This window comes from Amycolatopsis sp. NBC_01488, assembly GCF_036227105.1.
Lineage (GTDB): Bacteria > Actinomycetota > Actinomycetes > Mycobacteriales > Pseudonocardiaceae > Amycolatopsis.
This window is the reverse complement of the sequence record NZ_CP109434.1, coordinates 2,017,299-2,044,033: the sequence shown is the minus strand read 5'-3', so window position 1 is coordinate 2,044,033 and position 26,735 is coordinate 2,017,299. Positions and strand designations below refer to the sequence as shown.

Sequence of the window (26,735 nt, the reverse complement as noted above, 5' to 3'; positions counted from 1 at the left end):
GGTGGCTCAGTAGGTGGCGCCACCCGAGCCGGAGGAGTCGTTGCTGCTCCCAGCACCACTGTTGGCCGCCGGAGCCTGGCTGGCAGTGGCGCTGGGGGTGGTGCCGATCTTGCAGCCGTTGGGCTCGATGACGAACCAGGTGCCGTTGACGCCCATGCCGTTCGCGTCGCCCGGCTTCAGGTCCTTCGAGAAGGTGTAGACCGGCCAGCCGCCGATGGTGACCTGCTCGGTGCCGTCCGCGCGCTTGATGCTGCCGAGCAGCTTCGACTGGATGCCCTGCAGCTCGACCTTGCCGTTGGAGAGGACCGGCGGCCAGGTCTTGGCGCAGTCGCCGTTGCAGGAAGAGGTCTTGGCCTTCTTGGTGTCCTTGGTGAAGAGGTAGAGCGTCATGCCGTTCTGGTCGACGATCGCCTCGCCGAGGCCGTCGATGTTGCTGGCGCTCAGCTTGACGACGCCGGCCTCGCTCGCGGCCTGTCCGGCCTTCCCGCCCTTGGCGTTGGCGGCGTACCAGGCGCCACCGACGCCCTGGCCGGTCGCGTCGCCGGCCTTGGTGTCCTTGGCGTAGCGGTAGAGCGCCCACCCGCCGACGGTGATCTGCTCGGTGCCGTCGGAGCGCGTCACCTTCCCGACGAGGCTCTTGTCGACCCCCTGCACCTGCACGTCCCCGGTGGCCAGCATCGGCGGCCAGGCCTTGGCGCAGTCACCGTCGCAATTGGACTTCGGCGGCTTGGCCGTGTCCTTGTCGAACCGGTAGAGGGTCATGCCGTTCTGGTCGGTGAGCACCTGCCCGACGTTCGCCACGTCCGCGACGACGAGTTTCGACTCGTTCGACGCGGGGGCGGCGTTGCCGACCTGCCCGTTGGCGATCTGGCCGCCACCGGCGCCACCGGCTGCTGCGGGGGCGATGACCGGCTGAGCAGTTTCGGCACCCGAGCAAGCGGTGAGCACTGCCAGCCCGGCTGCCGCCGCGGCGACGGAGACGGCGATGCGCGTGCGAAGCATGGAAGTTCTCCTTGTGTCCGTTGGGTTTTCCCGCCGCTCGGTGCGGCTGCCTGATACCCACTACACGGACCCCCGGCGGAGGCGGTTCAAAGAATTTTCGCCGGTCGCTCGTCCCAGGTCAGATAGGTGCGGTGCCGTCTTGCCCCAGCGCCCGGTCGACCAGCGTCGCCGCCGCCCCGGTGTACGCGGCCGGGTCGAGCAGGGCGTCCAGCGCCGCCGGGGTGAGGACCTCGGTGATCGCGGGCAGCTCGTCCAGCACGTCACGCAGCGGCCGGTCTTCGCGCACCGCTCGCTGGGACGCCTCGCCCAGCAGCTCCTTGGCCTTCGCCTTGCCGAGCAGCGGCGCGAGCACGGCGGAGAGCCGCTCGGAGACGATCAGCCCGTGCGTCGACGCCACGTTCGCCCGCATCCGCCCGGGCTGCGCGGTGAGCCCGCGCGCCAGCTCGACGGCCGTGTGCGCGGCCCCGCCGGTCAGCCGGAGGCATTCGCGCACCAGCTGCCACTCGGCGTGCCAGACCCCGGCCGACCGTTCGTCCTCGGTCAGCATCGACTGCGTGACCCCCGCGGCCAGCACCGGCACCTGCAGCGCGGCCGACCGGATCAGCGTCGCGAGCACGGGGTTCCGCTTGTGCGGCATCGCCGACGAGCCGCCGCGCCCCTCGGCGGCCGGTTCGACAACCTCGCCGAGCTCGGTCCGGCTGAGCGTCGCGACGTCGACGGCCAGCTTCCCGAGCGCCCCCGCGGTGAACGCGAGCGCACCGGCGAGGTCGACGACCGGCGTACGCAGCGAATGCCACGGCAGGGTTGGCACGGCCAGCCCGGTCTCCTCGGCGAACGCGGCGACGAGCCGTTCCGCATAACCGTCGTCGACGGCGCTGCCCCGGCTGGCGGGTCCGGTAGTGTCCGCGGGCTGCGTCGCGCGCCCAGCCTGCTCGGCGTCGGCCAGGCGGGCGTACTCCACGTACGCCGCCAGCGTTCCGGCCGCGCCGCCCAGGGAGACCGGCAGCCCGCCGTCCAGTACGCGCCGGATCCGGACTGCCGCGTCCAGCACCAGCTGCCGCCAGCCCGCGGCCTTGAGCCCGAACGTCGTGGGCACTGCGTGCGCCGTCAGCGTCCGGCCGGCCATCGTCGTGTCCCGGTGCTCACGCGCCAGCCCGGCCAGCGCCTCCGCCGTCGCGTCGAGGTCCGCGGCGAGCGGGCGCAGCGTCCGGTCCGCGACCAGCATCATCGCCGTGTCGAAGACGTCCTGGCTCGTCGAGCCGCGGTGCACGTACTCGGCGGCCTCGGGCGCGATCGCGCCGACGGCCGACGTCAGCGCCTTGACCAGCCCGACGACCGGGTTCGCCGTCGCCCGCGACCCCCGCGCCAGCTCGACGATGTCGATCCGCGCACCGCCCGCGGCCTCGGTGATCGCGGCCGCGGCCTCCGGCGGCACCGTCCCGAGCCGCGCCTGCGCTCTCGCGAGCGCCGCCTCGGCGTCGAGCATCGCGCGCAACCAGGCATCGTCGCCGGTCGACGCTTCGGCCGGCGTACCGGCCCGGACCGGGGACAGGAGTCCGGCATCGGGGTCGACGGTCATGGCGTCAGCATCGCACGCACCCGACCTCGGCTGCCTTCCCACAGCCGGGTCTGGCAGGCTCACCCGCCATGAGTAGCGCCACGTCCGACCAGGACATCGCAGCTTCCGAGGCCCGGGGTTTCGCCGCCGAGCGGCTTACCTTCTTCTCGGACGCCGTGGTCGCCATCGCGATCACCCTGCTCGCGCTCGAGCTGCCGCTGCCGGAGGGCGCCACCAGCGCCGAACTGCTGCGTTCACTCGGGCATCATCGGTCCGAATACATCTCCTTCCTGATCAGCTTCGCCGTGCTCGGCGGCCACTGGCGCGCCCACCACCGCCTGTTCCACTACGTCACCACCGTGCGCGCCGGGCTCTTGCGGCTCACCTTCGGCTGGCTGCTGATGATGGTGCTCATGCCCTTCGCCACGAAGGTGCTCGCCGAAGACGGTGGGTTCGAGTTCCGCTTCGTCCTGTACGCGCTCGTGCAGGTCGTCGCGCTCACGCTGTTCGTCGTGATGACCCGGCAAATCCAGCGTCACCGCCTCTACCGCGCGGACACCCCGCCGGAGCTCTTCGGCGAGTTCTACCGCGGGCTCGGCACGATGATCGCCGCCTTCGCCGCCTCGATCCCGGTGGCCTTCTTCACGCAGTGGGCCTACGCGTGCTGGATCGTCATTCCGCTCGTGGGTAACCTCCTCATCCGGCTTCGCCGCCCGGGGGCGCGAGCCTGAGCCGTCATTCGCCGGTGGCGCCGTCGATCCGCTCGCGGATCAGGTCGGCTTGACCGATGTGCCGCGCGTACTCGCCGACCATGCGCAGCATCAGCCAGCGCAGCGTGAACGGTTCGCCGGTGCTGATCCGCGTTCCCGTCTGCTCCAGCGAGCTCGCCGCGACGATCTCCCGGGAACGCTCGCATTCGCTGTGCCACAAGGAAAAAGCCTCGCCGACGTCACCGTCCAGCGCGGTGAAGTCCTGCTCCGGGTCGTCGTCGGAGTAGTACAGGTTCGGGAGGTCCTCGCCCGCGAACTGGATCCGGAACCACCAGCGTTCGACGCCGGTGAGGTGCCGCAGCAGGCCGTGCAACGTCAGCGTCGACGGTGGTACCGAACGTTCGGACAGCCGGCCGGGGTCCAGACCGGCGCATTTCAGCTCGAAGGTGCGCCGGTAGTAGTCGAGGCTTTCGGTCAGGGCCTGCCGCTCGTCCGCGACCGGCGTCGGGTCGATCCGGTCGCCGGTCAGGCGGCTCGGCGCGGCCACCGGCGTGGTGTGTTCGGTCATGTGCGGAGCGTGCCACAGGGGTCCGACAATTTCGGTTCGCCGACGTGACCGGTGACAGGGCAACGGCGAGAAACCCCCAGTTCAGACACGGTTTCGCGAAGCAGGTAACGAATATCGGGGTGTGGCGATCTGATCTTCGTCAGCTGCTGCGATCACCCGTCCCACCTGGTTGGAGCGGCACCCCTCGTCCGGAATCAGGAGATCACGACCATGGAGCGAACCGGTCGAAGAACCGCCGTGCTGGCCGCGCTGACCGCAGCGGCCCTCTTCGCAGCCCCCGCCGTCGCGTCCGCGGCCCCGGCCCCCAGCTCGATCGACGTCAGCGACACGTCGGTCCACGCCGGCGACACGTTCACCGTCACCGAGCACCTGTACAACCCGACGGACTTCACCGTCACCGGCGCGAAGGCGGCGGTCTACACCAAGGAAAAGCCGATCACCGAGCTGGTGGACCTGGTCTCCTGCGCCGGCACGATCGGCTGCGACCAGTACCTCAGCAGCTACCGCGGCGGCGTCGGCGACCTCGGCGCCGGCGAGAGCCGCACCGTGACCTTCACCTTCCGCGTGAAGGAAGACGTCGCCGCCGGCGAGTTCACGCTGCAGCACCAGTTCGCCGGCGACAACTACGCGTTCAGCGTCGAAGACGGCCCGGCCATCACGATCACGGCGGCCGCGAAGGCCGACGTCAAGATCGCGCTGACCGCCACCCCGCGCATCGGCCTGGTCGCCCGCGTCGACTACGTGATCACGGTGTCCAACAGCGGCCCGGCCACCGCGACCGGCGTCCGCGTGACGGCCAACGCCGGCTCGGGCCGCACGGTCACGTCGCTGACCGGCTGCACCCGCTCGGGCGCGACGCTGAGCTGCACGATCGGCACCCTGGCGGCGGGCGCGTCGGCGACGGCGAAGTTCTCGTCCGAGGGCGGCGTCTTCGCGTGGGGCGCGTTCACCGCGACGGTCCAGCGGGCCGCCAGCACCCCGGCCGACCCGGCCGCGGCCAACGACACGGCGTCGAAGAAGTGCACGGCCTACACCGGCCTGTTCGTGACCTGCTGACGGCTGTCCGTCCACATCAGAGCAAGTACGGCGCCGAGCGTGCTCGGCGCCGTACTGCGTCGGCGGTTTCCCCGATGGTCTGGTCCGTGGTGTCGATGACGTGCTCCTCGAGATCGCCCAGGCCGACGAAGGCGCCGTGCATCCCCGTGATGGGTCCGACCTCGGTGAGTTCCCGGCCCTCCCGTGCGGTCCCGCGGGCGAGGGTGACCTCGAGACTCGGCCGCAGCACGACGTAGAAGAGGTCCAGACCGTCCCGCTTCGCGGCGTCACGGAAGGGTTCGAGCGCCCACGGCCCGACGATGCCGTCGAGGACGACGTCGTAGCCCCCGCGCGCATACCCACAGGCGGCCTCGGCGATCACCCCGAGCACGACGTCGTTCTGCCGCGCGGCCTCGGGCAGGTACGGCACCACGAACCCGGTCCGGATCCAGACGTAGAAGCTGTCGGTGTGCAGGTGAACGGTCGCCCGCGGCGCGTCTTCGGTGACGAGCCGGGCGACGGTGGACTTCCCCGCCCCGGGCGGCCCGGTGAGGATCAGCAGCGAACCAGACATGCACGCATCATGCGGCGCGGGCCGGAGGAGAACCAGTCTTGACCTTCAGGACGACCTCAGCCGGACCCGGTGTGCGGGTGGGTGACGGGCCCCTGGCTAAACTTGGGGCGCGGGCCGTTAGCTCAATTGGTAGAGCTGCGGACTTTTAATCCGTAGGTTCTGGGTTCGAGCCCCAGGCGGCCCACTTGATCGACATCCCCGCTGACCTGCGGGGATGTTCGCGTTGCCGATCTTGCGAGCCTGTGTTGTGATCTTGGGTGGGCTCGCGGTGGGCTCTTGTAGTGCTCTGACCAGCGAATATGTCGCGGCGTGTGGGAGTGGATCGGTCGAGGGCGCACTTCACCGCCATTGGTTTTGCCCTTTCTGTCTCGGCTCGATAGGTGCTTCGGTTTCGTGGTTCTCAGGCGGCGATGGGGGCGTGGCTGGTTCGTCTGCCAGCGGTCACGGGTCGGCGAGTGGCCGTGCGGTGTCGTCGGCGTGGTGTGCGGAGGCGGGTGGCGGTGGTGCGGGCGGCGTCGAGGACGAGGCGGGCGGTGGCTTCGGCGGATTGGCGGGCCAGGCTGGGTAGGACGCTGGTGTAGGTGTCGGCGGTGAGGACGATGCTGGCGTGGCCGAGCATGTCTTGGACGGTTTTGAGGTCGTTGCCGGCGGCGAGGGAGAGGCTGGCGGCGCCGTGGCGGAGGTCGTGCAGCCGGATCGGCGGCAGCCCAGACCGAGTGTTCAACAGGCGGAAGAGGCTGGTCAGTGCGTCGGGACGGATCGGTCGACCGAGTGCGTTGAGGAACAGGTAGCCGACCGGGACGTCGAACAGTGGGTCGCGGCAGGTGTCGTGGTGGCGGCGCAGCAGGGTGATGGTGGTGTGGTCGAGGGCGATCACGCGGTTGCTGGCTTCGCTCTTGGGTTTGCCGACTTCGATGGTGGCGCCGATCTGGCGGATCTGGTGGGACACGGTCAGGTAGCCGGCCTTGAGATCGATGTCGCTCCATCGCAGTCCAATGACTTCGCCGCGGCGTAGCCCAAGAAGGGCGACGAGGTGGAAGAGCAGGTAGAGCCGGTGGTCGCGGATTTCGTGTAGGAAGGTGGCGGTCTGGGCGGCGGTCCAGACGGCGACGCGGGGGCGTTCGCCGGTGGCGCGCCATTGGGCGATGCGGGGTGGTGTCCAGACGACGGCGTGGGGTCGTCGCCCTCGGGGGAGTTCGACGTCGCGGGCGGGGTTGTGCTCGATCAGCCCGCGTCGGACGGCGGCGTTGAGCGCGGCGCGCAGGGTGGCGTGGATGCGCTGCAACGTCCCCGCGGAGACCGGTCGGCCTGCGGCGCCGTGGGTGCGGATGATCGCGGTGAACATCGCCTGGACGTGTGCGTTGGTCAGTTCCTTGAGCAGGTGTCCGCCGAGGTAGGGGATGAGGTAGCCGTGGATGTGTTGGCGGTAGCCGCGCATTGTCGACTTGCCCGGTCCGAGCCGGGTGTCCAGCCACAGTTGCAGCCACTGCGCTGTGGTGATCATTGTCGGCGCCGGTTCGGTTCCGCTGGGATTGCGGAGGTAGTCGCGGGCTTGCCGCGCAGCCTGCTGCGAGCAGAACCCTCCTCGGCGGAGCTGTCGTCTTCGGCCGTCTGGTCTGGGCGGCATCTCGATCCGGAAGTACCAGGTGCCGTGGCCTCGCGTCGGCAGCCGGGGACACCGCCCTTCCAGACGTCGTCCGGCACTGTCACGGCACCCGCATCGCTTGTACACACCTGCTGACGACCGCATCCGGATCACCCACTCGCATCGGCAACGTCAAGTGCAGTATGTGCCGCGCGAACTCCAGTCGTTGGCTGGCAGTCGGGGTCAAGCTTGTGCGGGACGGTGTCGGCTGTCGCGCATGGCCCGTTCCCACGGAAATCCGCGGTCTCCTACGAAGGCGGCCAATGGGGTGTGGAGTCGGGGGCGGGTTGTACAAGGCTGGTGTCCAGCATGCCGTCGGCGATCTGGCGGGCGAGTTGGTATACCCGAAGGTCATGGGAATCGGCGTAGGCGAGCAGGCTCGTGAGGGCTTCGTCGGTGCTGGTTTGCCAGCGTTCCGCAGCATTCCCTTGACCTATTCGAGGAGGATGCATTAGCTCAGGGCTTCCTGTACCGCTCGGCGGGCGTCTTCCATTGCCGGGTACAGGGGGAGGAGCGGTTCCATGCCGGTGAGGCGGAACATGGTGAGCAGGCGGGGTGGGACGGCGGCCAGGGCCAGGGCGCTGCCGGTGGTGCGGGTGAGCTGGTGGGCGGCGATCAGGGTACTGAGGCCGCTGGAGTCGCAGAAGGTCAGGGCGGATAGGTCGATGATCAAGCCGGTGCCGGTGCCCAGCGGCAGCGCGCCCAGGGTGGTGCGCAGGGCTGGTGCGCTGTCGTAGTCCAGGTCACCGGCCACGGCCAGGTGCAGGACGTCGGGATGGTCGGTGGCCAGGATGGTGGTGGTCAGGGAAGAGGTCACCGGACCTCCTGGGGAGCGGTGGGCGGGACGCTCAGGGCGAGCAGGGCGGTGTCGTCGGTGGGGCCGGGGCCTGCACCGGTCATCAGCCCGGTCAGCGCGGTGATCAGCTCACCGGCGGTCATGGCGGGCAGACCCGCCAGGAAGGTGACCAGACCGACTTCGCCGATCATGTGGCCGCTGCGGGTGCGAGCCTCGGTGAGGCCGTCGGTGTAGAGCAGCAGGCTCTGTCCCGGGTCCAGGCGGGTAGTGACGGCGGCGAAGTGCGCGTTGGGCAGGATGCCGATCAGTTGCCCGCCCTGGGGGTGGACTTCCTCGACGGTGCCCGGGGTGCGAATGGCCATGGCCGGGGGGTGGCCACCGCCGGCCAGGGTCACGGAGAAGCCGTCGCCGTCCGGGGCGAGCAGGCCGAACAGGGCGGTGCAGAAGCGGCTGCTGTTGTGGTCGTGCTGCAGGACGGTGTTGAGGTTGGTCAGGACCGCGATCGGAGCAGGATCGTAGATAGCGGCCGAACGCAGCGCGTAGCGGGCCAGGGACGTCAGTGCGGCGGCTTCCGGGCCTTTGCCGCATACGTCGCCCAGGAAGAACGCCCACCGGCCGTCGTCCAGGGGGAACAGGTCGTAGAAGTCGCCACCGACCTGGTCGCGGGAGGCGGCCTGGTAGTGGGCGGCGACCTGGAGGCCGGCCACGTGAGGCAGGGTGGGGGGCAGCAGGGAGCGTTGCAGGGTGCCGGCCAGGTGGGCCAGGTGTTCGCGCTCGCTCTCCACCACCGTGCGCAGTTCGCGTTCCAGCTGCACGGTGCGCATCGCCGACAGCCGCAGTTCCAGCTCGTCCATGACCATCGCGGCCAGGTCGCTCAACGTCGCCAGGTCCTCGTCGGTGGCCTCGCGGGGCACGGTGTCGAGGATGTTGACGGTGCCCAGGCGGTAGCCATCCGCGGTGGTGATCGGGGCGGCGGCGTAGAATCGAATCCCCAGCGGGCCGTGGACCAGCGGGTTTGCGGAGGTGCGGGGATCTTTCAGCGCGTCGGTGACTGTATACGCCTGGTCCTGGAGGATCGCGGACGCACACAGGCCCGGGTCCCGGTCGATCTCCCGGACGCCCTCGGGCAGGCCCTGCTGGGCCTTGAACCAGATCCGGTCCTCGTCCACGATCGTCACCGTCGCGATCGGGACGTGCAGCACTCGCGCTGCCAGAGCAGCGACCCGGTCGAACGCCCCGTCGGGCGGGGTGTCCAAGATCGCGTAGCGGCGCACCGCAGCCAGCCGCTCAGGCTCCTCCGCTGGGATCACCGCAGCCATGTCCACTTCACCGCCCATCGTGCTCCACCCCCATTTTTCTGGCTCTGTTGATCTATGTGTGGGCGGGTTTGCCCAGGTAGCGGAGGGGCACGTCGTTGCTGGGTCTAGGTTTCTGAGCTGTCGAGGAACAGAAACTGGATAGACGGAGAACGACGTGCCCGCTGTCAGGATATGGGGTCAGTTGCTGGGTGTGAACACGGCGGTCGTGGAGTCGGTCGAGTTCGACGAGACCGAGCAGGTGCTGGTGGCCGCGGTGCGAGTCCGCCAGCGGGATCGTGACCGGTGCGGGGTGTGCTCGCGGCGCTGTCCTCGTTATGACGCTGGGCGGGGCCGGCGTCGGTGGCGTGCGCTGGACCTGGGACCCGTGCAGGCGTTCGTCGAAGCTGCCGCATCCCGGGTGCGGTGTCGTGAGCACGGGGTCGTGGTCAGTGCGGTGCCCTGGGCGCGGCACGGCGCTGGGCATACCCGTGCCTTCGATGACACCGTGGCCTGGCTGGCAACCGCGACGTCGAGGTCCACGGTCCGGCAGTTGATGCGGATCGCCTGGCCGACGGTCGGGGCGATCATCGCCCGGGTCCGGGCCGATATCGACGCGAGAGTGGATCGACTGGCCGGGTTGCGCAGAATCGGGATCGATGAGATCAGCTATAAGAAGAACCACCGATATCTCACCATTGTTGTTGATCACGACACCGGCCGGCTGGTGTGGGCGGCGGCGGGCAACGATAAACTGACATTGGCGGCGTTCTTCGAGTTGCTCGGAGCCGGCCGATGCGCGCAGATCACGCACGTCTCGGCGGACGGGGCCGCCTGGATCGCCCGGACTGTCGAACAGTACTGCCCAGACGCGATCCGCTGTGCCGATCCGTTTCACGTGGTCAAGTGGGCCGCCGACGCCCTGGACCAGGTCCGGCGCCAGGTATGGAACACCGCACGCCGCCAACCTGGCGGCAGCCACAAAGACCGGCGCGGCCGCACCGCATCGGCCGGTGCCGCGCAAGGCATGAAACGCGCGCGATGGGCGTTGTGGAAGAACCCGGAGAACCTCACCGATCATCAACGTCACAAATTGGCCTGGATCGCCAAGACCGACCCCCGGCTCTATCGGGCCTACCTTCTCAAAGAAGGACTCCGGCACGTCTTCGCCGTCGCCGGCCAGGCCGGAAAAGACGTCCTGCAACGGTGGCTGTCCTGGGCGGCACGCTGCCGGATACCCGAGTTCGTGAAGCTCGCCCGCACTATCCGGTCCGAGCTACCGGCGATCCACGCGAGTCTCGATCACGGCCTGTCCAACGCGCTGATCGAATCGACCAACACCAAGATCCGGTTGCTGACCCGCCTGGCCTTCGGATTCAAACACCCGGACGCCCTGATCTCACTCGCCCTGCTCGCACTCGGCGGCTACCGTCCCAAACTACCCGGCCGGACCCACGCATAGATCAACAGAGCCACAATTAGCGCCCCTTCGAGATGAGGCTCACCCAGCCGACGGAACAGGCGCTTCGGCGACATCGCATTCACCCACCCGGTGGGCCGCTCGGCGGCGAACCGAGTCGTGGCCTGCTTCGCGACACCGTGCGCCGCAAGGACGGCCAGGTCCGCTGCGCAGAGCAGGCGGTTGCAACAGGCCAGCGCAGTCGTCGCCGGGACGTCGCCCCCTACGCTGCAGGCGTCAGCGATTCGAGTTCGGCGACGTGGGTGTATACCGTGGACCGGTTATGGGATCGTGGGTAGGCAGAGGTTCGAGCAGCGTGCCTTGCGACTTAGACGAGCCGCGTGGCGATAGTGCGGGGAGATTCCCACACTAGGAGCCGGCCTGGAAGCCATCGCGACGTTGCATCTCGTTGCATGCTGTTGCAGGTCCGAATACTCGCTGGTAGCGGTTGCGAGGAGCGCTGCGATTCCGGAGTATCGACGTCGTACGGACAACCAGTAGGGCGCCCCATAGCCTGCGGCAGATTCCTTGAGGAGGCTGAGAACCATGGCAATCACCAGGGTCTTCCTCAACTACCGCCACTGGAACGTCCGTCACCAGCGGAGAGTCGTGGTCTGCAGTTTGGGCGGCGTCGGGTCCGCCGTCCGCCTTCCAGACCTCCTCGACCTGCTGGACGATCGCTCCACCGTCCCTATGATCGCCGTGACCCGCGAATCCGCTCCGCGGCTAGCGACGTCTAGCGGTGTCATCCAGCACCTGGTGCCCGACCTTGACAACTGTCGGCGGGGCTACCGGACGGAGCAGGATCGGGCGCTCAGCACTGCATTGCCGAGCTCGAGGTTCGCGCCTGAGCCGCAAACCTGGCCGACAACGGTGGTTGCGGCAGCTCAGTGGCGGTTGGCGGCATTCAAAATCGCTATCGCTGTAGCCGCAGGTGATCTCCGGTATTCGGAGGTACTCAGGCTGACTCGACGGTTGGAGGCCAAACTAGATCGCCACAGCCAGTGGCCGGAGGGACAACCCGAACTTCGTTTCCCGGAGCTGACACACGGGCTTCCTTGGCCTGCCAGGCGCGCCCTGATTGCTTCCCCTGTCGGTGCAGGGAAAACGTCCTCATTGCTCCGTGCGGTTCACGGCTTTGCCAGATTGCGGATCGAGCTCGCCGTCACACGTCTGACATTGAATGCGGTCTCGAGCGTGAAAGATGGTTGGCCACTGCCGTCGACGGCAATAGTGAATGGCAAGGGTCGTTTGTCGGCGACGAGCATTGATCACCGCCTTGATGGTTTCACCGGCGCCGAGCCCATCGCCTCATGGCCGACCCCCAGCGCAGAAGATGGCGCATGCAATCACAGCGAGGACGCTCTCCACTCTCAGGTGTGGCTGGCGGGCGACGCCACGACTCGCCGAGGTGGACCAGCTTCGGCTGGCGTCCGGCATTCGCACCGATTCGGTCGCACCCCGAACAGCCAGATCCGACCCAATCCCAGCCGCACGGACTCAGCCGCAACCAGACCAACCGAGGGCATTCGAGGTCGAACCGGAGTAACGTCGTCTCGGCGCTGCCATCGAGTGGCGGAGCTCGAGGCCCGGCCCCGGCCCCGAAGCGCAAGGCCGCAGACGCCGGCGCGGTCAGCGCACTCTCATGGCCGGCTTGCCGCCTTTCGGGCACTGACTGTGCCCCTGTCGCCAATCAGTCGCTGATGCTACCGCGACGCGGTGAATGCCTTAACGGGCAATCAGCGTGAAGTCCACAGCGGACCCGAGGCCACAGACGTACGGTGAGCGAGAAAGCACCTCCCGAAGGTCGACGACTCGGCACGATCCCTGGACATAACTCCACAGGTCTCCCGTCCAAGTTCAAATCCGTGCTCCGGATGATGATTTGTGCGGGATTAGAAAGCCCCCTTCGTTTGCCAGCGATGGGGGCTTTCCCCTTGCCGCCCGCCGCCCCACCGCCGTGCGGCGGAATGATGCTCGGATACCTTGCGCTGCAGTCGTTCGAAAGCCAGTCCCTTGCCGCGCCGTTGGGGACAGTCGACGACTGCCCCATCGCCACGTCGCATCTCAATACGACAACGTACGGCGTGTCGATTTGACATCGAGCCAGTGGTCAAATTCCACCCGGGCGACAGGAAAGCCTAACTATTGTTCGATCGCCGCCGAACCAAAGGGTGGCTTTCATTTTTCTCCTTGTTGAATCAGAACGACAGGTTTAATCGATACTAGAACGCCCGCTCCATTTTACTGGCTGTCGGCAACCTGGCCCCGGGGGCGCTAGTCAGGGAATAACCTTCATGTTTTCCTTTCGTCCCACATCGTTGCATTTCCTTGCGACGATTCGCGTCTTGGAAAATACAGCCGGGTAGTTTGCACGCCGCGCGATTCCTCCTGTATTACGGAGAGAGGTGGGATGGTCGCCCGTGGCACGGCGGCCGTAGGCCCCACTGTGAAGAACATCCGGAGCACGGTGAACTTGGACGGGAGGTGATCTTGGTGAACAGTCGGTTCCTTGGCGTCGTTCTCGTACTCGGGACGATGCTGATCTTCCTCGCCGAAGCGATGGTCTTCCACTACGACCTGGCCGTCGCCGTCGGCTCAGCCGGCGCGGTGGCGCTCGTCGCAGCGGAAGTCGTCCGGCGCGGGCTCGGTCGCGGAGACGGCGGCGGGTTCGTCCCGCCGACCGGCTAGCCCGACCAGTCAGGAAGACAAGTCGCGGGGGTGCCGCCTTTCCAGGCGGCACCCACCGCGGCCCCGACCCCCGAACCAGCCCTTGACCAGGGAGATCACATGTCAGAACGTAAGTGGAAGCCGGACCCGGGCGAGGTCGCGCAGTTCCTCGACGACCTCGTGACGGTCAAACTGTACGACGGCGACCCGTCGCTGGGTGAGCTCGCGAGGCGCGCGAAGAACATCGAGCGCCACACCTCGGTCTCCACCTTCAGCCGGGTCCTCGCCGGAACGCTTCTGCCGACGTGGGCCAACGTGGAGACGTTCCTGCTCGTGTGCGGCATCGACGAGCAGGAGATCCGGGCCTTCTGGAAGCCCCGCTGGGTCCGTCTGAAGGGCGGTCCGGAGCTGCCCGTCCGTCCCGGCGCGGATGCGGCCGAGCACACCGCGCCGGTGTGCCCGGCGTGTAGCACGGCAATGCCGTCGACCACGACGCCCCACCGCAAGCTGAGCGTCGTGCCCGCGTAGGCAAGCCAACGCACCACGAGAGGGCTCCCGCCGACACCGTCGGCGGGAGCCCTTTGCGGAGCACGGCAACGAATCGGCCCCGCGACCCGGGCGCGGCCGTCAGCCCCCGTCTGATGGGAGCTCTCCCAGCGACGGCATGCTGCCGGCGATGACGGCCCTGCCACGCTTCGGCCCGCAGTCTGAACGCGGGGGCGGCGGTGTCGCAGCGTGCGAGCTGCGCCGATGTCATGGTCGCGACTTCGGGCACCGACTCCGCGACGAGGGCCTATCGGCCTTCGCGGGCGTCAGCCCGGGGGGTCGTTCGGCACGCCAGTGAAAACGGAGACGCAACGGAGCCCCCAGCTACCATTCACGGCAGCAAAGGCGCCCGCAGCATCGGCAAAAGCGCAGGTCAAGCGTATGATCGGTGGTGGGCCGCCTGGGGCTCGAACCCAGAACCTACGGATTAAAAGTGCCGGCGAGTGTCGCTGAGTGTCAGCTTCTGCCAATAAATGCAGGTCAGCCGACATATTCACCGCCTTTCAGTGTCGTCAAGTGTCGCACAGTGTCAGGCACTACTCAGGCAACGGAGCCCCACCGGAGACGCACTGGCCGCAATCCTGGTCCATTGTGGACCAACGTGAACCACGACAAAAGACGACTTGATCCCCGCCACCAATCGACTCAGTGAATACGAGTAAACCAACTCGACGAAAGACCGCCGGCGACCCTCGTTCCGGCGGCCCAGGCTCGATTGGCCCTGCAGCATCGACCGTCGCCGAGCCACCCTCCCACGACACGACGATCCGCCCTGAGGCAGACCTGCCGCTCCACCCCGACCAGCTGATCGACGCCGACGCCAGCTGACCCGGCTCCAAGATCACGAAAGGCGGAATACGCAACTCCAACGTGACCCACTGACCCACACCAAGCGGTTGCCCGTCCAACCCCAACGGCTGCAGTCCCGGCTTCCTGCCCAACCGGCAGACCCGCCCGCTGACGTTCTCCGCAACAACCTCGCCACACAGCCCACCACCCGCAGCCCGGAACCACCGGACCGACACCGCAAGATCACCCGAGCCGCACGGAGGAACCCGCGCCCCCTCCTGCCATCGCGGTGATCGGACAGCAAGCTCACTCACCGGCGGACCCGAACCCAGCTCAGCCGACGTGACGCGCCAGGGCACCCGACCACGATCGGCCGGGCTCTGATCACTGGGATCCACGGCCACCATCTCCAACCAGTCCCGGCAGTCGCTGGCTCGGCAATCGAGTGGATTTTCGGCGAGGCAGCGCGTCGTGTCGGCGGCCGGGCGGTGTCCGCGCTGTACTCGAGCAGTCGGCCGTATGCCGCGGCCGCGGAAGGAGTTCGCCGATGGGAACCCCCTACGACTGGTCCACGATCGGACTGCCTTGCTATCGCGTCGGACAGGCCCCGCCGTTCCTGCGCACCATCGCCCAGCTGACTGAGCTCGGGCTGCGCCCGACCGGCAACCGGGCCGCGTTCGTCGATTCCCAGCACGGCGACGCGGCGCTCTACCTGATCACCGAGACCAAGCTGCTCAACCCGGACGCATGGCCGCTGGTGAAGCCGGACGGCGCTCGTGGGGGCGAGCCAGGTCGGGGGTAGACGATCACGGTTGGTCATGCCGACCAGGATCTGCGCCCGTTGACGTCGAGCAGCGTCCCGGCCTTGGTGCCCCGACAAGCTACGCCGGCTCGACATCATCCCCACCACGGTCGACGCCAGCCGCATGATCGTCACCGAGACCACCGGCTGAGCAACAGAACACAGATCCCCGCCGTGAGAACCGCGAAACCACCCGGTTCTCCGTGACACCAGGCCGGAAACTGGACAACTTCGTGACAATTGCAGCAGCGCCGCCTCGATGGTCGCCCGGAGTTATCGGTCGCGCCCGTTACCGTACCGACGACGCGGGCACCATCACCGTCGACGTGTCCCTGACACCAACTTGATGAGCGACGCCGGGGCCGCGCGGGCTTCCGCTACCGCGTCGAGTACCTCGGTCCCGCGCTGCCCGCCACCGATTGATCAACCACAGGATGTGCCAGTGATGGAGTACTTCCACCTCGATCCGACGACGAAAGCAACACGCGAGCCGGCCGTCATCGACGCCGCACTACGCCGGGCGTGGAACGCGTGCGCCGGTGTGCCCTGCTCCAAGTGCGGTGTCTCGGCCTGGCAGTACTGCCGGGACAAGACGCGGGGAACCTGGCGGGTCACGCGGTTTCACCGGCCCCGCCAAGACGCCGCGGGCACGCCAGGAATCCTGGCCCGCGTCGGGATACACGGACTCAGCTGGGCAAAGGGGAACGGCGTGTTCGCCTGGGATGACCGCCGCGTGCCCACGATGTAGCTGGGCAAGTAGTTTCCAACCAGGTCGTGCAGCAGGAACCCCTCCCCGCGGTGACCGGTTCCCGGTCTGCTGAAGGCATGACCACGACACCAGCTCTCGACGTTCACCTCCTGCCCGACGAAGACTGCTGGGGCCCGGGCTACGGGCCCGGCCGGACCTACCCGACCGAGACGCTGGCCGAGTTCGCGCAGTACGTCAGCGAAACCGCCAGCCCAGCTACCCGGTCCCGGCTGCACGCCGACAGCCCGAGATACCGACCGGCCGACCAGGATCGGCCCGCGCGGGTGCCCTCCGGCCACGACGCCACCGCGCACCCTGGCCGGGATCGCCACTCGTAGAACCCGGAATGGCTGACCTGAAGCAGCCGGCAGGCCAACTTGACCGGTAGTCCCTGCTCGGCGAGGCGGGCGACTACCGGGAACGCCCTTTTGGGTCGCCCTTCAGCTCCTCGTAGATCGTCGAGGCCTCGCGCAGATCTCCAACTCGGTTTCCAGCTGCCGGATCCGTCGCTTGGCCGCTACGAGATCCGAGTGCTCACGACTGCTCAGCCCGGGACGTTCACCACGATCGATACGGTCCTGCTTGAGCCAGCTGTGCAGGCACGATTCGCTGATATCCAGCTGGTGAGCGGTCTCCCGGACGGACTTGCCAGCCCGGACCAGCGCGACCGCCCGAGCCCAGAACTCGGCGGGATAAGCCTTCGGCATGATCGACAGCCTTCCAGATGAAGCACCATCGACTCCACCAACCAGAGTCCGTCAGCTGGGGGCAACGCCACCGTGTCCGGCGAACCGGGGGGAAGCTCAGCGCGCGTGTGATACTGGGCGCGCACCGGAACGTTACGTGGGCGAAGGTTCATCGATGGCCGCTGAGACGACGTACCTGGGGTTTGTGCCTGAGCACGCCGACGCCGGGCACCGGGTGTTGGGCATTCGCGTCGGCGAGGACGGGGCCGTGGCCGAGCTGTTCGCCGAGCTGCCCCGAGGGCCCGACGGCCGCTGTGCTCGCGGACGCGCTCAACGGGAGCCTGCAGCACCGCGAGACCGCCGCCCGCCGGCTCGATGCCGTGCTCGATGCCGTGCTCGCCGACGTGCCCGATGACGTGCGTGCCGCGGTGTCCGCGGTCCTGCCGCTCCTGGCGGCCACCGGAACCGCCCAGGAGCATTTGCGGGTCACTGCGGCGCTGCCGGGCTTGTGCGAGCCCGGGCCGGCCTTGTTCACGACGACGAACTGCCCTGGCCGATGCGAGGTGTGCGGGATCTGCCGCGACGACTGCGCGGACTGCCCCCGCTGCCGCGACTTCGACTGCGAGGTGTGCCTGCCGGTGGCGATCACTCCGCGCACCGCCGCCGCGTTGGACGCCGCGCTGGGCAGGCTGGCCGACGAGGTCTACGACATCGCCGAGCAAACTCCGCTGGCCGGAGGCGGACCGGCGGCGGACGCGGGCGACATCGTCCCGCCGTGCGTGGCCGACCGTGACCCGTGGTTCTTGCGCCGCTACGCGCGGGCCTTCGACGACCTGGCCGCCGATCTGGCTGCCGGTTCGACTTCCACTGGCTCACCCTGCAGGACCTCTTGTTTCAGGACAAGGACTACGAGGGCCTGCTCTGGCACCCGGGGCCGCTGTCATACGACGACGCCGAGAACTGGTTCGGGAGTTCGGCAACGTCCCCACCCGCGACCCGGAGCGCGGATTCCGCCGCTGACCAGCGTGGCGCGACCCCAGAGCCACGTCGGTGACACCAGCTGGGACGGCGCCGGGTCCTCGAGACCCTCGATCCGACGGACAGCAGCCCACGGAGCGGAGTTCTGCGCGAGGTTCGTGGTCACCACCAGCGAGTCCATCGTGCGTTCTCTGGCACGGCTCCGGCCTGGATTTGGTGGCTGCACGCCCAGGCCGGGGCGGGGCCGGGCACACCGACGCGTGCCCAGAACGCGATGGCGAGGGGTCGGCGCCGATGTTTCAGCTCGACCTCGAGGTGGAGCAGGACCGCGCGGCGGTCGAGTTCGCAGAGGGTGATCTCGACCTGGCCGAAGATCGTGGAGCCGAGCGGCAGCCGGATGGTTCCGGCGCCATGACGGACCGGCGGCGGGATGACGACCAGCTGCAACCGGTTCTCCTCGACCTGGTCCTCGGGGACCTGGTGGGTGAGTGCCACGTCGAGCAGGGCCCGGCGGCCGCCCCGGCCGGGCAGGCCGGGCAGGCCTCGCACAGTACTCGGCGGTGCCGTAGTCCTGGTTCCAGCTGTGCCGGACCCCGCCGACGGCAAGCTCGTGCCCCCATGGGCACCGGCTCCCCGGTGTGGTTCCGGGCCGGATCGGGACGTCGAGATCGCGGGGCCGCCAGCCGCCGGCGCCCGGCGGGTCAGCGGAAGTCACGGCTGGGTGCGGCAAGGACCCACAGGGCGACGCTGACGATGACGTTGGCCATGCCGGTCTCGTCCTCGAGGTTGAGGAAGGTGATCCCGCCCGCGGTGGCGGGGCGCAGTTTGTGGGTGACGGCGCCGCCGACAAGGACGCGGGTGCCGCCGGGCACATCGAGCAGCCCAGCGGCGGGAATGGCGCCGATCTGGTCGAGGTGTGCGCGCAGGAACTGGATCGGGTGCACGCCGGGGGTGATGCCGGTGGCCCACAGGTCCGCGGTGGCCAGCTCGACCGCGGACATGCCGGGCAGTGCCGGCGCGTCGAGCCCGACCGCGATCCCGGGTAAGTGCCCGGCGGGTGCGGGCGGCGGCGCCGGCGGCCCAGAACGCTTCCCGCCGGTCGGTCCCCAACTCGGTGAAGATGCTCGACGTCGTCCGTCCTCTCTGTGGCGATGGCTTTGCCACACCGTGCTGACGGCAGAACTGCCAGCACCTCACTGAAGACTTTCATATTCCTCGCAGTATTTGCGCTTCCGACGACATCGCATCCGATGCCGGAAGAGCGTACGGCTACGCGAGCGCCCCACGGAGAACATGGGGTGTCCACCCTCGGTCGCCAGTGGAGCAGCCTCGAACCGGAGCCGCGACGGATGGAAGATCCACAGGCCTGCCTGAACCTCAACCATTGGACGTTTTGAGGTAAAGTAGGCGAGCTGGATCACAGTGTCAACAAGCAGCCCAAGGAGAACATCACGCATGGCAATCGGTGATACCCCCACAGTGACGCCTGGGCGGCGCATCGAACATGACGTTCGAGCACAAATTGAGAATGGCAACTTGCATATCGGCGAGCGGCTGCCGTCGGAGGCGGAGCTGTCCGCGCAATACGGAGTTGGCCGCAACACCGTTCGGGAAGCTCTGCGCGCCCTGGCCGGCCAGGGGCTGCTGGAGATCAAGGTAGGCAAGCGGGGCGGGACGTTCGTGACACGCCCGTCTGCCGAGAAGATCAGCGGTTCGCTGCGCCTTGCGCTGTCGCTCATGGCCGGCACCGAGGTGTCCGTGGCGAATCTGGTGCAGATACGGGAAATCCTGGAGATACCCGCGGCCGAGATCGCGGCGCTGCAGCGCACGGAGGAGGAACTGGCCGCCCTGCGCGCAACGCTGTTTGATCCGTACCACGTGGACCCGGACCGTGTCTTCGGCTGCACCGGTGGCTTTCATCTGGCCATCCTCCGGGCCACGCACAACCCGCTGCTGCCGATCGTCGCCAGCCCCGTGTTCCAGGTTCTAGAAGAACGTTTCCTGCGCGATCGAGCTCCGCAGCGAGTTTGGTTGGACGTCGACCGTGACCATCGCGAGATTGTGGACTGCCTTGAGCGACACGACCAAGCCGGTGCCCGGGAGGCCATGCGTGCACACCTGCGAGCCGCCCGTCAGCAGTACTACCAGGACATGGCCGAATCGTGATCGGTCCGATGTTGACACCAAACTATTGGACGTTTACTGTCTCGACAACGGCCGGTTACATCACTGGGCCGCAGCCGCGGCCACCGTGAACAACGAACCCGAGTCACGAACTGGCTGTCTGAGTCCGGAGCGTACGGCACATTCTTCGCGCTTTCCGAGTACAGGTGAGTCAATACTGCGTGAGTGCCGGTCGAGGTCTTTCGTATCCGCGGTTTCAGATCAGATAAGACTGCATTGCTGGAGGGAAGAGTGACTATTAAGCCGGGATGGCAGGGTCGGTTTTACGAGGATTTCGAAGTCGGCGACGTGTATCAGCATCCCTTGGGTCGTACGGTCACCGAGGTCGACAACACCTGGTTCACTCTGTTGACGATGAATACCGCCGAGCCCCACTTCAACACCGAGGTCGGCCGGGCGAGCGAGTTCGGGCGCTGTTTGGTGAATTCCACCCTCTCCCTGGCCATCGTCGCAGGGCAAAGCGTGATCGACACCAGCTTCAACGCCATCGCCAACTTGGGCTGGGAAAACATCAAGCTCACCCATCCCGTCTTCGCCGGGGACACACTGTGGTCGGAGACCCAGGTGCTGAGCAAACGTGAGTCCAAGAGTCGCTCGCACGCGGGACTGGTGCACGTGAAAACCCGTGGCCTGAACCAAAACGGAGACGAAGTGCTTTCCTACACCCGCACCTTCCTGGTCTACAAGGAGGGGCAAAAGACCACCACGATGTTCCCGGCCGCTAAGCAGCCGTTCGACGCGCGGGAGGCGAGCCCGGTATGAGACCGCTGGATGATGTCCGCATCCTCGCGGTCGAACAGTACGGTGCCGGCCCGTTCGGCTCCCTGCTGCTGGCCGACCTCGGGGCCGAAGTCATCAAGATCGAGGACCCCGCCACGGGCGGCGACGTGGCCCGGTACGTGCCGCCCTACGCGGAGGGCGAGGACTCGCTGTTCTACCAGTCGTTCAACCGCAACAAGCACAGCATCAGCTTGGACCTGCGGAACGAACATGGCCGACAGGTCTTCGAGGAACTGGTTCGCCACGCCGACGCGGTCTACTCGAACCTGCGTGGCGACGTCCCGGCTCGATTACGCATCCGCTATGACGACCTCAAGCACCTCAATCCGGCGATCGTGTGCTGCTCGCTGTCCGGGTTCGGGATGACCGGACCGCGGGCCAGCGAGCCCGGCTATGACTACGTGTTGCAGGGCCACGCCGGGTGGATGACCTTGACTGGGGAACCGGGCTCCCCGCCAGCGAAGACCGGGCTGTCGCTGGTGGACTTCTCCGGCGGCTACGCGGCCGGGCTGTCGCTGCTGGCTGGTGTACATGCCGCGCGCCGCACCGGTACCGGCATGGACTGCGACGTCAGCCTGTTCGACACCGCGATCAGCATGCTCACTTACCTGGCAACCTGGCATCTCAACGAGGGATTCGAACCGACCCGGACCCGCCGGTCCGCACACCCGTCCTTGGTGCCCTTCCAAGTCTTTCCCGCGTCCGATGGATGGCTGGTCGCGGGCTGCGCGAAGGAGAAGTTCTGGCAGCGGCTCACGCGGGTGCTCGAGCGTCCCGATCTGGCCACCGACCCGCGGTTCGTGACCTTCGCCGACCGGCTCGCGAATCGCGACGAACTGGAACCGATCCTGGACAAGGAATTCCGCACCCGGCCCGTGGCAGACTGGCTAGCGGACCTGCGCGCCGCAGCCGTGCCCTGCGGGCCGATCAACACCGTCGAGCAAGCCCTATCCGACGACCACACCCAGGCTCGCGACATGATCATCTCGACGTCCCATCCCAAGTTCGGGAAAGTCGCGCACGTCAACACCCCGGTCCGGGTGGGAACGCCACGACAGGATCACGATCGCGCTCCCGAACGGGGCGAACACACCGCGACGGTGCTGCACGAGCTGCTCGGCTACGGCGAGTCCACACTGGCCGGACTGCGTGCCGCCGGGGCATTCGGCTCCCCAGCCCCCGCCGGGGACGCTGCAGTCGCGCGACCGTCATAACCCATCCGCCGGAGCGAACCTCCACTCCTCGAACCACCGAGAGGCTCGCCGTGCCAGGAAGGACACCGCAGCAATGACTACCACCGACCCAAGACCGCCGACGGCGGTGGTCACTGCGCGCACGATCCTGTTCGTGCCCGGTCACCGGCCCGATCGGTTCGGCAAAGCCGCGGCCGCCGGCGCCGACGCGATCGTGCTCGACCTGGAAGACGCTGTCGCAGGCGAGGACAAGCTCGTCGCACGCCGGAATGTACGGCAGTGGCGTGATCAGGGCGGCCCCGGCTTCGTTCGAGTGAACAGTCGCACCACCCGGTGGTATGGCGATGACGTGGCGTCACTGGGCGGTCCCACGACCGTCCTGCTCCCCAAAGCGACAAGCCGCGACGACATCGACGACCTGTGGAGCCGGCTGGCCCCCGGGTCCTGGATCGTGCCCATTCTCGAGACGGCACAAGGCATTGTGAACGCCACCGCAATCGCAGCCGCTCCCGGTGTGGCCCGGCTGGCCTTTGGCAACGGTGATCTCGCCGCGGAGCTCGGCGTCGCCCACACCAGCCACGCCGCGCTCGCAGCGGCCCGCTGCGCCGTCGTGCTCGCTTCCGCAGCGGCCGGCATTGCCTCTCCATTGGATGGTGTCACGACGGCCCTCGACAATGACGCCGTACTCGTTGCTGACACTCGCCACGCGCGCGAGCTGGGCTACACCGGGCGGCTGTGCATTCACCCCCGCCAGATCGACGCGATCCACCGGGAACTCGCGCCCACATCTGAGGAAATCCAGTGGGCACGGGCAGTGCTCGACGGTGCAGGGGACTCGGCCACCGTGGTCGCCGGCGGCATGGTCGATCAGCCCATCCTCGAGCGTGCCCAGCGGCTGCTCGCCGACGCGGCGCCTGCGCCCGCGGACATTATGCACCCCGCGTAACCGACCATGCCCCGGCTCAGTCCCACCGCTCGCTCAACGAGGAGAAGGGCATGACGATCACCACTTCCGCACCGGGCCGCACACCCACCCTGTATGGGGTGTCCATCCATCGCGATGTGCGCATACCGACCGACGACCCTGCGGTGACCCTAGCCGCAGATCTGTGGCGGCCGGTCACTGACCAACCCACGCCTGCCCTGCTCATGCTGCTACCCTACCGCAAAGACTTCCTCGGCGGGCTCAAATACCAGGCATGGCAACAGTTTTTCGCACAACGCGGCTACGCCTGTCTACTGGTGGACACGCGCGGTGTCGGTTCCTCCGACGGAGCGGCGCGCTCGCTACTGGACACCGGCCAAGGTGAGGACGGTGTCGCCGCGGTCGCGTGGGCGGCCAGCCAACCGTGGTGCAGCGGAGACGTGGGCATGTGGGGGCACTGCGCGGGCGGTCTGACCACACTGGCCACCGCACACCGCCGCCCGCCCCAGCTGAAAGCGGCCATCGTGCAAGCAGCCCCGCACGACGTGAAGACCGACGCCATGTACCCCGGGGGCGCGCGCAGTATCGTCCACAACCTCGTCCGTCGCACCGGCACGAACCTGCTGTACCAACTGCTCCCGTCGCTGCTCGACCCGTCGTCACCCGAGGAACACCGACGCTGGCGAGACCGGCTGCGCGCGCTCGACCCCGCGCTATTGACCGGGAACCTGGCCCCCACCGACCCCGCCTGGCAGGATTGGCGGCTCGACCCGGCCCGAATCACAATCCCAACGTTGTGCACCACCGGGTGGCGCGACCTCTACACCGACCCCATGGTCCGCGCTTACGAACGGCTGGGCGGCCCGAAAAAGCTCCTGGTCGGACCGTGGATGCACACGTTGCCGAACGAAGCGCCGGTCGAGGCGCTGGAGTACCTGCCGATCCTCCTCCGCTGGTGGGATCACTGGCTGCGTGGCGAGCCCAACGACGTGATGACCGAACCTCCCGTCACCGTCTACGTGCAGGGCGCGCGGCCCGGATGGCGGCACTACCCGTCCTGGCCGCCGGGCTACGCCACGATCAAGCTCGCCACCGGTCGCGACACCACCCTCGAAGCCGGCCAGACGGGTGGTGTACCGGCGCCGAGCCCGATCGCCGAACACCAGCCGGATCCGACGGTCGGCACCGCGAGTGGGCTGTGCAACATCGGTGCCGGCCGCGGAGGCCCGCTGGACCAGTCCGACGATGATCACCGCGCCCTGGCCTGCACCAGCGACCCGCTCGCCATCGAGCAGATCATCGCCGGTGTCCCGGAGGTCGTGGTGTACGTGCCCGACGGGCATCCGCCCGTGCCACGTCTGGTGGCGCGCCTGTGTGATGTCGACCCCGAGGGCCGCTCGACCCTGATCACCGCGGGCATCAACTCCGGCGCGCCCGGACCGGTCTACCGCGTATCGTTGCGCCGCACGGCCTACCGGGTCGCAGCAGGGCATAGGGTGCGGGTCGCCCTGAGCGATGCGGACTTCCCGCTGCTGCAGCCACTCGCCAATCCCGCGCCGATTCCCGTCACTGGTGTCGAGCTGGCTCTTCCCATCGCGGCCCCGACCCTGGGCGAGGACACCACGCTGCCTGCGGTGGACCGCTCGGCGACGTTGGCGGCGATCCCGCCCGGGTTCGGCGGCCACTGGACCATCACCCGCGACCCGATCAACGACGGCGTCGAGGTGTCCTTCGGTTCCCGCCTCGACGCCACGTCTCCCGTCGGAGGGCATCGCATCGACTTCGCCGACGACACCCACGCTAGCGTGCTCGCCGCCCACCCCGAAAACGCAACGGTTACCGGCACCTACCGGTGCGCGGTCGACCTGCGCACTGGCGAGACGATCACCGCTGAGGTCAAAATCCGCTGTACGCGGGCGGTGCTGTGGGCCCACGCCGCCGTCACCATCGACCGCGACACCGTCTACTCACGATCGTGGGAATCACCGATATGGACCGACGAGCACGAACATCCCCGCAGAATCCCGGAAGCGGAACAGCTGGCCGAACTACGCGCGGGGCTGATCCTCCAATGAGGACCACACTTCGGCGTCCCCGCCCGCGACCGTACTGCGCGGCAAGCACCGCCCGCCCCGCGATCTAGCTTCTCCCTACCGCCTATCCGGCTAGAACACGACAATGAGGTCGACTAGCAATGAACCATCCCCACACCATCCGCGCGCGCCACCCCCGCCGACTCCGCACGGGTTTCTCGCTCCGGGCACGAACGCTCACCCTGACAGCTGCCGTACTCCTCATCGTCAGCGCCTGTGGCGACACTGGCGATCCCGGCAGTTCTGGAACACAGGCGCAGACACTCACGCTCGGCGTGGCCTCACCGCCCCCCAGCCTCGATCCCGCCAAGACCACAGGAAACGGACAGACCTACCTGTTTTTGGCCTACGACCCGCTGATCTACCGGGCACCGAACGGAACGCTGAAACCCAGCCTCGCGACGTCATGGAATTATGTGGGCTCGGGCAACAGAGTCTTTGAGCTACATCTGCGGCCGAACGTCACCTTCAGCGACGGATCGGCACTCACTGCGGATGTGGTCAAAGCCAACTTCGACCATCTGGCCAAGGTCGGTTCGGGCACCGCGGCCAACGTCGCCAAATCTTCGACGGTGTTGGTGGTCGATCCGCTCACCGTCCGACTCACCCTGCAGCAGCCCAACCCCATCCTGCCCACCATCTTCACCCAGGACACGCTGCCCGGGATGGTCAGCAGCAACGCCCTGCAGGAATCGACCGTGCTGGCCACGCAGTCAGCGGGAACTGGCCAGTACGTGCTCGATCCCACCCAGAGCGTCCCGAACGACCACTACACCTACCACGTCAACCCCAGCCACTGGGACAAAGCCGCAGCTCACTACCAGACGGTGGTCGTCAAGGTCATTCCCAACCCGAACACCGCCCTCGCCGCGCTCAAGACAGGGCAGGTCGACGTGATCTCGGGCAACTACACCACCGTCAACTCGGCCAAGTCTGCCGGCTTGACCATCGCCTACGCGCCGTCGAACTTCTTCGGCCTCGCCCTGGCCGACCGCAACGGGACCCTCGTCCCGGCCCTGCGCGACGTGCGGGTACGCCAAGCCCTCAACTACGCCGTCGACCGCCAACAGATCACCAAGGCACTATTCGGTGACTACGGCACCGCGACCGAACAGATCCAACTCCCGGGCGGCGACGGCGCCACCACCACGACCACCTACCCCTACGACCCCGGCAAGGCGAAACAGCTCCTCGCTGAAGCCGGCTACCCGAACGGTCTCACCCTGCCCGTGCTCACCACCTCGCAAGCCAGTTCCAACAACGTGGTGCAGGCGATGGCCGACAACCTCAAACAGGTCGGCGTGCAGCTGCAGATGACCAACGACGCCGAGAGCAGCAAGTTCCAGCAGGACGTCCGCAGCAAGACATACCCCGCCTACGGGATCGCGTTCGGTAGCCTGCCGGTCCACCTGATGGCGCAACTCCTGCTGCTGCCCAAGGGCTTCTGGAACCCGTTCGACAGCACCGATGCCGAACTCACGAGCCTGTATCAGCAAGCCGCCTCCGCTGACGATGTACACCGCGCCCAGCTGGACCAGCAGATCATCGAGCGCGTCGCCGAGCTGGGCTGGTTCGTGCCGGTCACCTTCTCCCCGCTGTTCTACTTCTCCCGGTCCACGGTATCCGGCGTGACGGTGACACCGGCCGAGCCGCTGGCCAACCCGCTCGAGTGGCACCCCACCTCATCCTGATTGCACGT

The 26,735-nt window shown here is 67.8% G+C and carries 24 protein-coding genes and 1 tRNA gene; 14 read left to right on the top strand and 11 right to left on the bottom strand.

Going from position 1 to position 26,735, the window contains the following annotated elements; all coding sequences use genetic code 11:
- Positions 1-6: 6 nt before the first annotated feature.
- Positions 7-1,002, bottom strand: coding sequence for an SCO0930 family lipoprotein (locus OG738_RS09760; RefSeq protein ID WP_329053000.1), 996 nt, complete (start codon positions 1,000-1,002; stop codon positions 7-9).
- 118 nt (positions 1,003-1,120) lie between these two features.
- Entirely contained in the window at positions 1,121-2,581 is a 1,461-nt protein-coding gene (locus OG738_RS09755) for a class-II fumarase/aspartase family protein (RefSeq protein ID WP_329052997.1), read from the bottom strand.
- A 68-nt stretch (positions 2,582-2,649) separates the two neighbouring features.
- On the opposite strand from OG738_RS09755, the gene OG738_RS09750 reads away from it, so the two are divergent.
- Entirely contained in the window at positions 2,650-3,291 is a 642-nt protein-coding gene (locus OG738_RS09750; RefSeq protein ID WP_329052995.1) for a TMEM175 family protein, read from the top strand.
- Positions 3,292-3,295: 4 nt separating this feature from the next.
- Here the strand turns inward: OG738_RS09750 and OG738_RS09745 are convergent, their stop codons facing one another.
- Positions 3,296-3,838, bottom strand: coding sequence for a DinB family protein (locus tag OG738_RS09745; RefSeq protein WP_329052993.1), 543 nt, complete (start codon positions 3,836-3,838; stop codon positions 3,296-3,298).
- Between the two features lie 210 nt (positions 3,839-4,048).
- Here OG738_RS09745 and OG738_RS09740 point away from each other — a divergent pair, with 210 nt between their 5' ends.
- Entirely contained in the window at positions 4,049-4,894 is an 846-nt protein-coding gene (locus OG738_RS09740; protein ID WP_329052992.1) for a hypothetical protein, read from the top strand.
- A 16-nt stretch (positions 4,895-4,910) separates the two neighbouring features.
- Here the strand turns inward: OG738_RS09740 and OG738_RS09735 are convergent, their stop codons facing one another.
- Positions 4,911-5,447 carry an AAA family ATPase gene (locus OG738_RS09735; protein WP_329052989.1) on the bottom strand — a complete coding sequence of 179 codons (537 nt, stop codon included), beginning with the start codon at positions 5,445-5,447 and terminating at the stop codon, positions 4,911-4,913.
- A gap of 111 nt (positions 5,448-5,558) precedes the next feature.
- On the opposite strand from OG738_RS09735, the gene OG738_RS09730 reads away from it, so the two are divergent.
- Positions 5,559-5,631 (top strand) — tRNA-Lys (locus OG738_RS09730).
- 216 nt (positions 5,632-5,847) lie between these two features.
- Here the strand turns inward: OG738_RS09730 and OG738_RS09725 are convergent.
- The 3 genes from OG738_RS09725 to OG738_RS09715 form a co-directional block, all read right to left on the bottom strand.
- Positions 5,848-6,951 carry a tyrosine-type recombinase/integrase gene (locus OG738_RS09725; protein ID WP_329052988.1) on the bottom strand — a complete coding sequence of 368 codons (1,104 nt, stop codon included), beginning with the start codon at positions 6,949-6,951 and terminating at the stop codon, positions 5,848-5,850.
- 592 nt (positions 6,952-7,543) lie between these two features.
- On the bottom strand, positions 7,544-7,909 hold the full coding sequence (locus OG738_RS09720; protein ID WP_329052986.1) for an STAS domain-containing protein: 366 nt from the start codon (positions 7,907-7,909) through the stop codon (positions 7,544-7,546).
- Positions 7,906-9,207, bottom strand: a complete 1,302-nt coding sequence (locus OG738_RS09715) for a PP2C family protein-serine/threonine phosphatase (protein WP_329052984.1) — start codon at positions 9,205-9,207, stop codon at positions 7,906-7,908. Before OG738_RS09715 ends, OG738_RS09720 begins: the two co-directional genes overlap by 4 nt.
- 154 nt (positions 9,208-9,361) lie before the next feature.
- On the opposite strand from OG738_RS09715, the gene OG738_RS09710 reads away from it, so the two are divergent.
- From OG738_RS09710 to OG738_RS09700, 3 genes are all read left to right on the top strand, one after another.
- Entirely contained in the window at positions 9,362-10,645 is a 1,284-nt protein-coding gene (locus OG738_RS09710; RefSeq protein WP_442875857.1) for an ISL3 family transposase, read from the top strand.
- Between the two features lie 2,493 nt (positions 10,646-13,138).
- Positions 13,139-13,333, top strand: coding sequence for a hypothetical protein (locus OG738_RS09705; RefSeq protein ID WP_329052983.1), 195 nt, complete (start codon positions 13,139-13,141; stop codon positions 13,331-13,333).
- A 99-nt stretch (positions 13,334-13,432) separates the two neighbouring features.
- The gene (locus OG738_RS09700; RefSeq protein WP_329052981.1) at positions 13,433-13,840 is read left to right on the top strand and encodes a hypothetical protein; all 408 of its coding nucleotides are present in this window, start codon (positions 13,433-13,435) and stop codon (positions 13,838-13,840) included.
- 554 nt (positions 13,841-14,394) lie between these two features.
- On the opposite strand, the gene OG738_RS44640 is transcribed toward OG738_RS09700, so the two are convergent.
- Positions 14,395-15,054, bottom strand: a complete 660-nt coding sequence (locus tag OG738_RS44640; RefSeq protein ID WP_442875880.1) for a DUF4232 domain-containing protein — start codon at positions 15,052-15,054, stop codon at positions 14,395-14,397.
- A 140-nt stretch (positions 15,055-15,194) separates the two neighbouring features.
- Here OG738_RS44640 and OG738_RS09695 point away from each other — a divergent pair, with 140 nt between their 5' ends.
- Both OG738_RS09695 and OG738_RS09690 read left to right on the top strand, forming a co-directional pair.
- Entirely contained in the window at positions 15,195-15,449 is a 255-nt protein-coding gene (locus OG738_RS09695; protein ID WP_329052980.1) for a hypothetical protein, read from the top strand.
- 825 nt (positions 15,450-16,274) lie between these two features.
- The gene (locus tag OG738_RS09690; protein WP_329052979.1) at positions 16,275-16,535 is read left to right on the top strand and encodes a hypothetical protein; all 261 of its coding nucleotides are present in this window, start codon (positions 16,275-16,277) and stop codon (positions 16,533-16,535) included.
- A 102-nt stretch (positions 16,536-16,637) separates the two neighbouring features.
- Here OG738_RS09690 and OG738_RS44635 read toward each other — a convergent pair whose 3' ends face one another.
- The 3 genes from OG738_RS44635 to OG738_RS09680 form a co-directional block, all read right to left on the bottom strand.
- On the bottom strand, positions 16,638-16,904 hold the full coding sequence (locus tag OG738_RS44635) for a transposase (RefSeq protein ID WP_442875879.1): 267 nt from the start codon (positions 16,902-16,904) through the stop codon (positions 16,638-16,640).
- A gap of 1,119 nt (positions 16,905-18,023) precedes the next feature.
- Positions 18,024-18,410 carry a hypothetical protein gene (locus OG738_RS09685; RefSeq protein ID WP_329052977.1) on the bottom strand — a complete coding sequence of 129 codons (387 nt, stop codon included), beginning with the start codon at positions 18,408-18,410 and terminating at the stop codon, positions 18,024-18,026.
- A 152-nt stretch (positions 18,411-18,562) separates the two neighbouring features.
- Entirely contained in the window at positions 18,563-18,862 is a 300-nt protein-coding gene (locus tag OG738_RS09680; protein ID WP_329052975.1) for a hypothetical protein, read from the bottom strand.
- 454 nt (positions 18,863-19,316) lie between these two features.
- Here OG738_RS09680 and OG738_RS09675 point away from each other — a divergent pair, with 454 nt between their 5' ends.
- The 6 genes from OG738_RS09675 (at position 19,317) to OG738_RS09650 (ending at position 26,727) form a co-directional block, all read left to right on the top strand.
- Positions 19,317-20,027 (top strand): FadR/GntR family transcriptional regulator, encoded by a 711-nt coding sequence (locus tag OG738_RS09675; protein ID WP_329052974.1) that lies wholly within the window; start codon positions 19,317-19,319, stop codon positions 20,025-20,027.
- A gap of 183 nt (positions 20,028-20,210) precedes the next feature.
- Positions 20,211-20,807 (top strand): MaoC family dehydratase, encoded by a 597-nt coding sequence (locus tag OG738_RS09670; protein ID WP_442875878.1) that lies wholly within the window; start codon positions 20,211-20,213, stop codon positions 20,805-20,807.
- A complete protein-coding gene (locus OG738_RS09665) occupies positions 20,804-22,039 on the top strand; it encodes a CaiB/BaiF CoA transferase family protein (RefSeq protein ID WP_329052972.1) in 1,236 nt (411 codons plus the stop codon). Before OG738_RS09670 ends, OG738_RS09665 begins: the two co-directional genes overlap by 4 nt.
- Before the next feature lie 73 nt (positions 22,040-22,112).
- On the top strand, positions 22,113-22,964 hold the full coding sequence (locus OG738_RS09660; protein WP_329052971.1) for an HpcH/HpaI aldolase/citrate lyase family protein: 852 nt from the start codon (positions 22,113-22,115) through the stop codon (positions 22,962-22,964).
- A 50-nt stretch (positions 22,965-23,014) separates the two neighbouring features.
- Positions 23,015-25,018: a CocE/NonD family hydrolase gene (locus OG738_RS09655; RefSeq protein ID WP_329052969.1), complete on the top strand. Its 2,004-nt coding sequence runs from the start codon at positions 23,015-23,017 to the stop codon at positions 25,016-25,018.
- Positions 25,019-25,137: 119 nt separating this feature from the next.
- On the top strand, positions 25,138-26,727 hold the full coding sequence (locus OG738_RS09650; protein ID WP_329052967.1) for an ABC transporter substrate-binding protein: 1,590 nt from the start codon (positions 25,138-25,140) through the stop codon (positions 26,725-26,727).
- Positions 26,728-26,735 lie beyond the last annotated feature (8 nt).

Excerpts from the sequence above, each read along its gene's own strand:
- OG738_RS09760 (WP_329053000.1), bottom strand. The coding sequence starts at position 1,002 with ATGCTTCGCACGCGCATCGCCGTCTCCGTCGCCGCGGCGGCAGCCGGG.
- OG738_RS09755 (WP_329052997.1), bottom strand. The coding sequence starts at position 2,581 with ATGACCGTCGACCCCGATGCCGGACTCCTGTCCCCGGTCCGGGCCGGT.
- OG738_RS09750 (WP_329052995.1), top strand. The coding sequence starts at position 2,650 with ATGAGTAGCGCCACGTCCGACCAGGACATCGCAGCTTCCGAGGCCCGG.
- OG738_RS09745 (WP_329052993.1), bottom strand. The coding sequence starts at position 3,838 with ATGACCGAACACACCACGCCGGTGGCCGCGCCGAGCCGCCTGACCGGC.
- OG738_RS09740 (WP_329052992.1), top strand. The coding sequence starts at position 4,049 with ATGGAGCGAACCGGTCGAAGAACCGCCGTGCTGGCCGCGCTGACCGCA.
- OG738_RS09735 (WP_329052989.1), bottom strand. The coding sequence starts at position 5,447 with ATGTCTGGTTCGCTGCTGATCCTCACCGGGCCGCCCGGGGCGGGGAAG.
- OG738_RS09725 (WP_329052988.1), bottom strand. The coding sequence starts at position 6,951 with ATGATCACCACAGCGCAGTGGCTGCAACTGTGGCTGGACACCCGGCTC.
- OG738_RS09715 (WP_329052984.1), bottom strand. The coding sequence starts at position 9,207 with ATGGCTGCGGTGATCCCAGCGGAGGAGCCTGAGCGGCTGGCTGCGGTG.
- OG738_RS09700 (WP_329052981.1), top strand. The coding sequence starts at position 13,433 with ATGTCAGAACGTAAGTGGAAGCCGGACCCGGGCGAGGTCGCGCAGTTC.
- OG738_RS44640 (WP_442875880.1), bottom strand. The coding sequence starts at position 15,054 with ATGGTGGCCGTGGATCCCAGTGATCAGAGCCCGGCCGATCGTGGTCGG.
- OG738_RS09695 (WP_329052980.1), top strand. The coding sequence starts at position 15,195 with ATGGGAACCCCCTACGACTGGTCCACGATCGGACTGCCTTGCTATCGC.
- OG738_RS09690 (WP_329052979.1), top strand. The coding sequence starts at position 16,275 with ATGACCACGACACCAGCTCTCGACGTTCACCTCCTGCCCGACGAAGAC.
- OG738_RS44635 (WP_442875879.1), bottom strand. The coding sequence starts at position 16,904 with ATGCCGAAGGCTTATCCCGCCGAGTTCTGGGCTCGGGCGGTCGCGCTG.
- OG738_RS09680 (WP_329052975.1), bottom strand. The coding sequence starts at position 18,862 with ATGTCCGCGGTCGAGCTGGCCACCGCGGACCTGTGGGCCACCGGCATC.
- OG738_RS09675 (WP_329052974.1), top strand. The coding sequence starts at position 19,317 with ATGGCAATCGGTGATACCCCCACAGTGACGCCTGGGCGGCGCATCGAA.
- OG738_RS09665 (WP_329052972.1), top strand. The coding sequence starts at position 20,804 with ATGAGACCGCTGGATGATGTCCGCATCCTCGCGGTCGAACAGTACGGT.
- OG738_RS09660 (WP_329052971.1), top strand. The coding sequence starts at position 22,113 with ATGACTACCACCGACCCAAGACCGCCGACGGCGGTGGTCACTGCGCGC.
- OG738_RS09655 (WP_329052969.1), top strand. The coding sequence starts at position 23,015 with ATGACGATCACCACTTCCGCACCGGGCCGCACACCCACCCTGTATGGG.
- OG738_RS09650 (WP_329052967.1), top strand. The coding sequence starts at position 25,138 with ATGAACCATCCCCACACCATCCGCGCGCGCCACCCCCGCCGACTCCGC.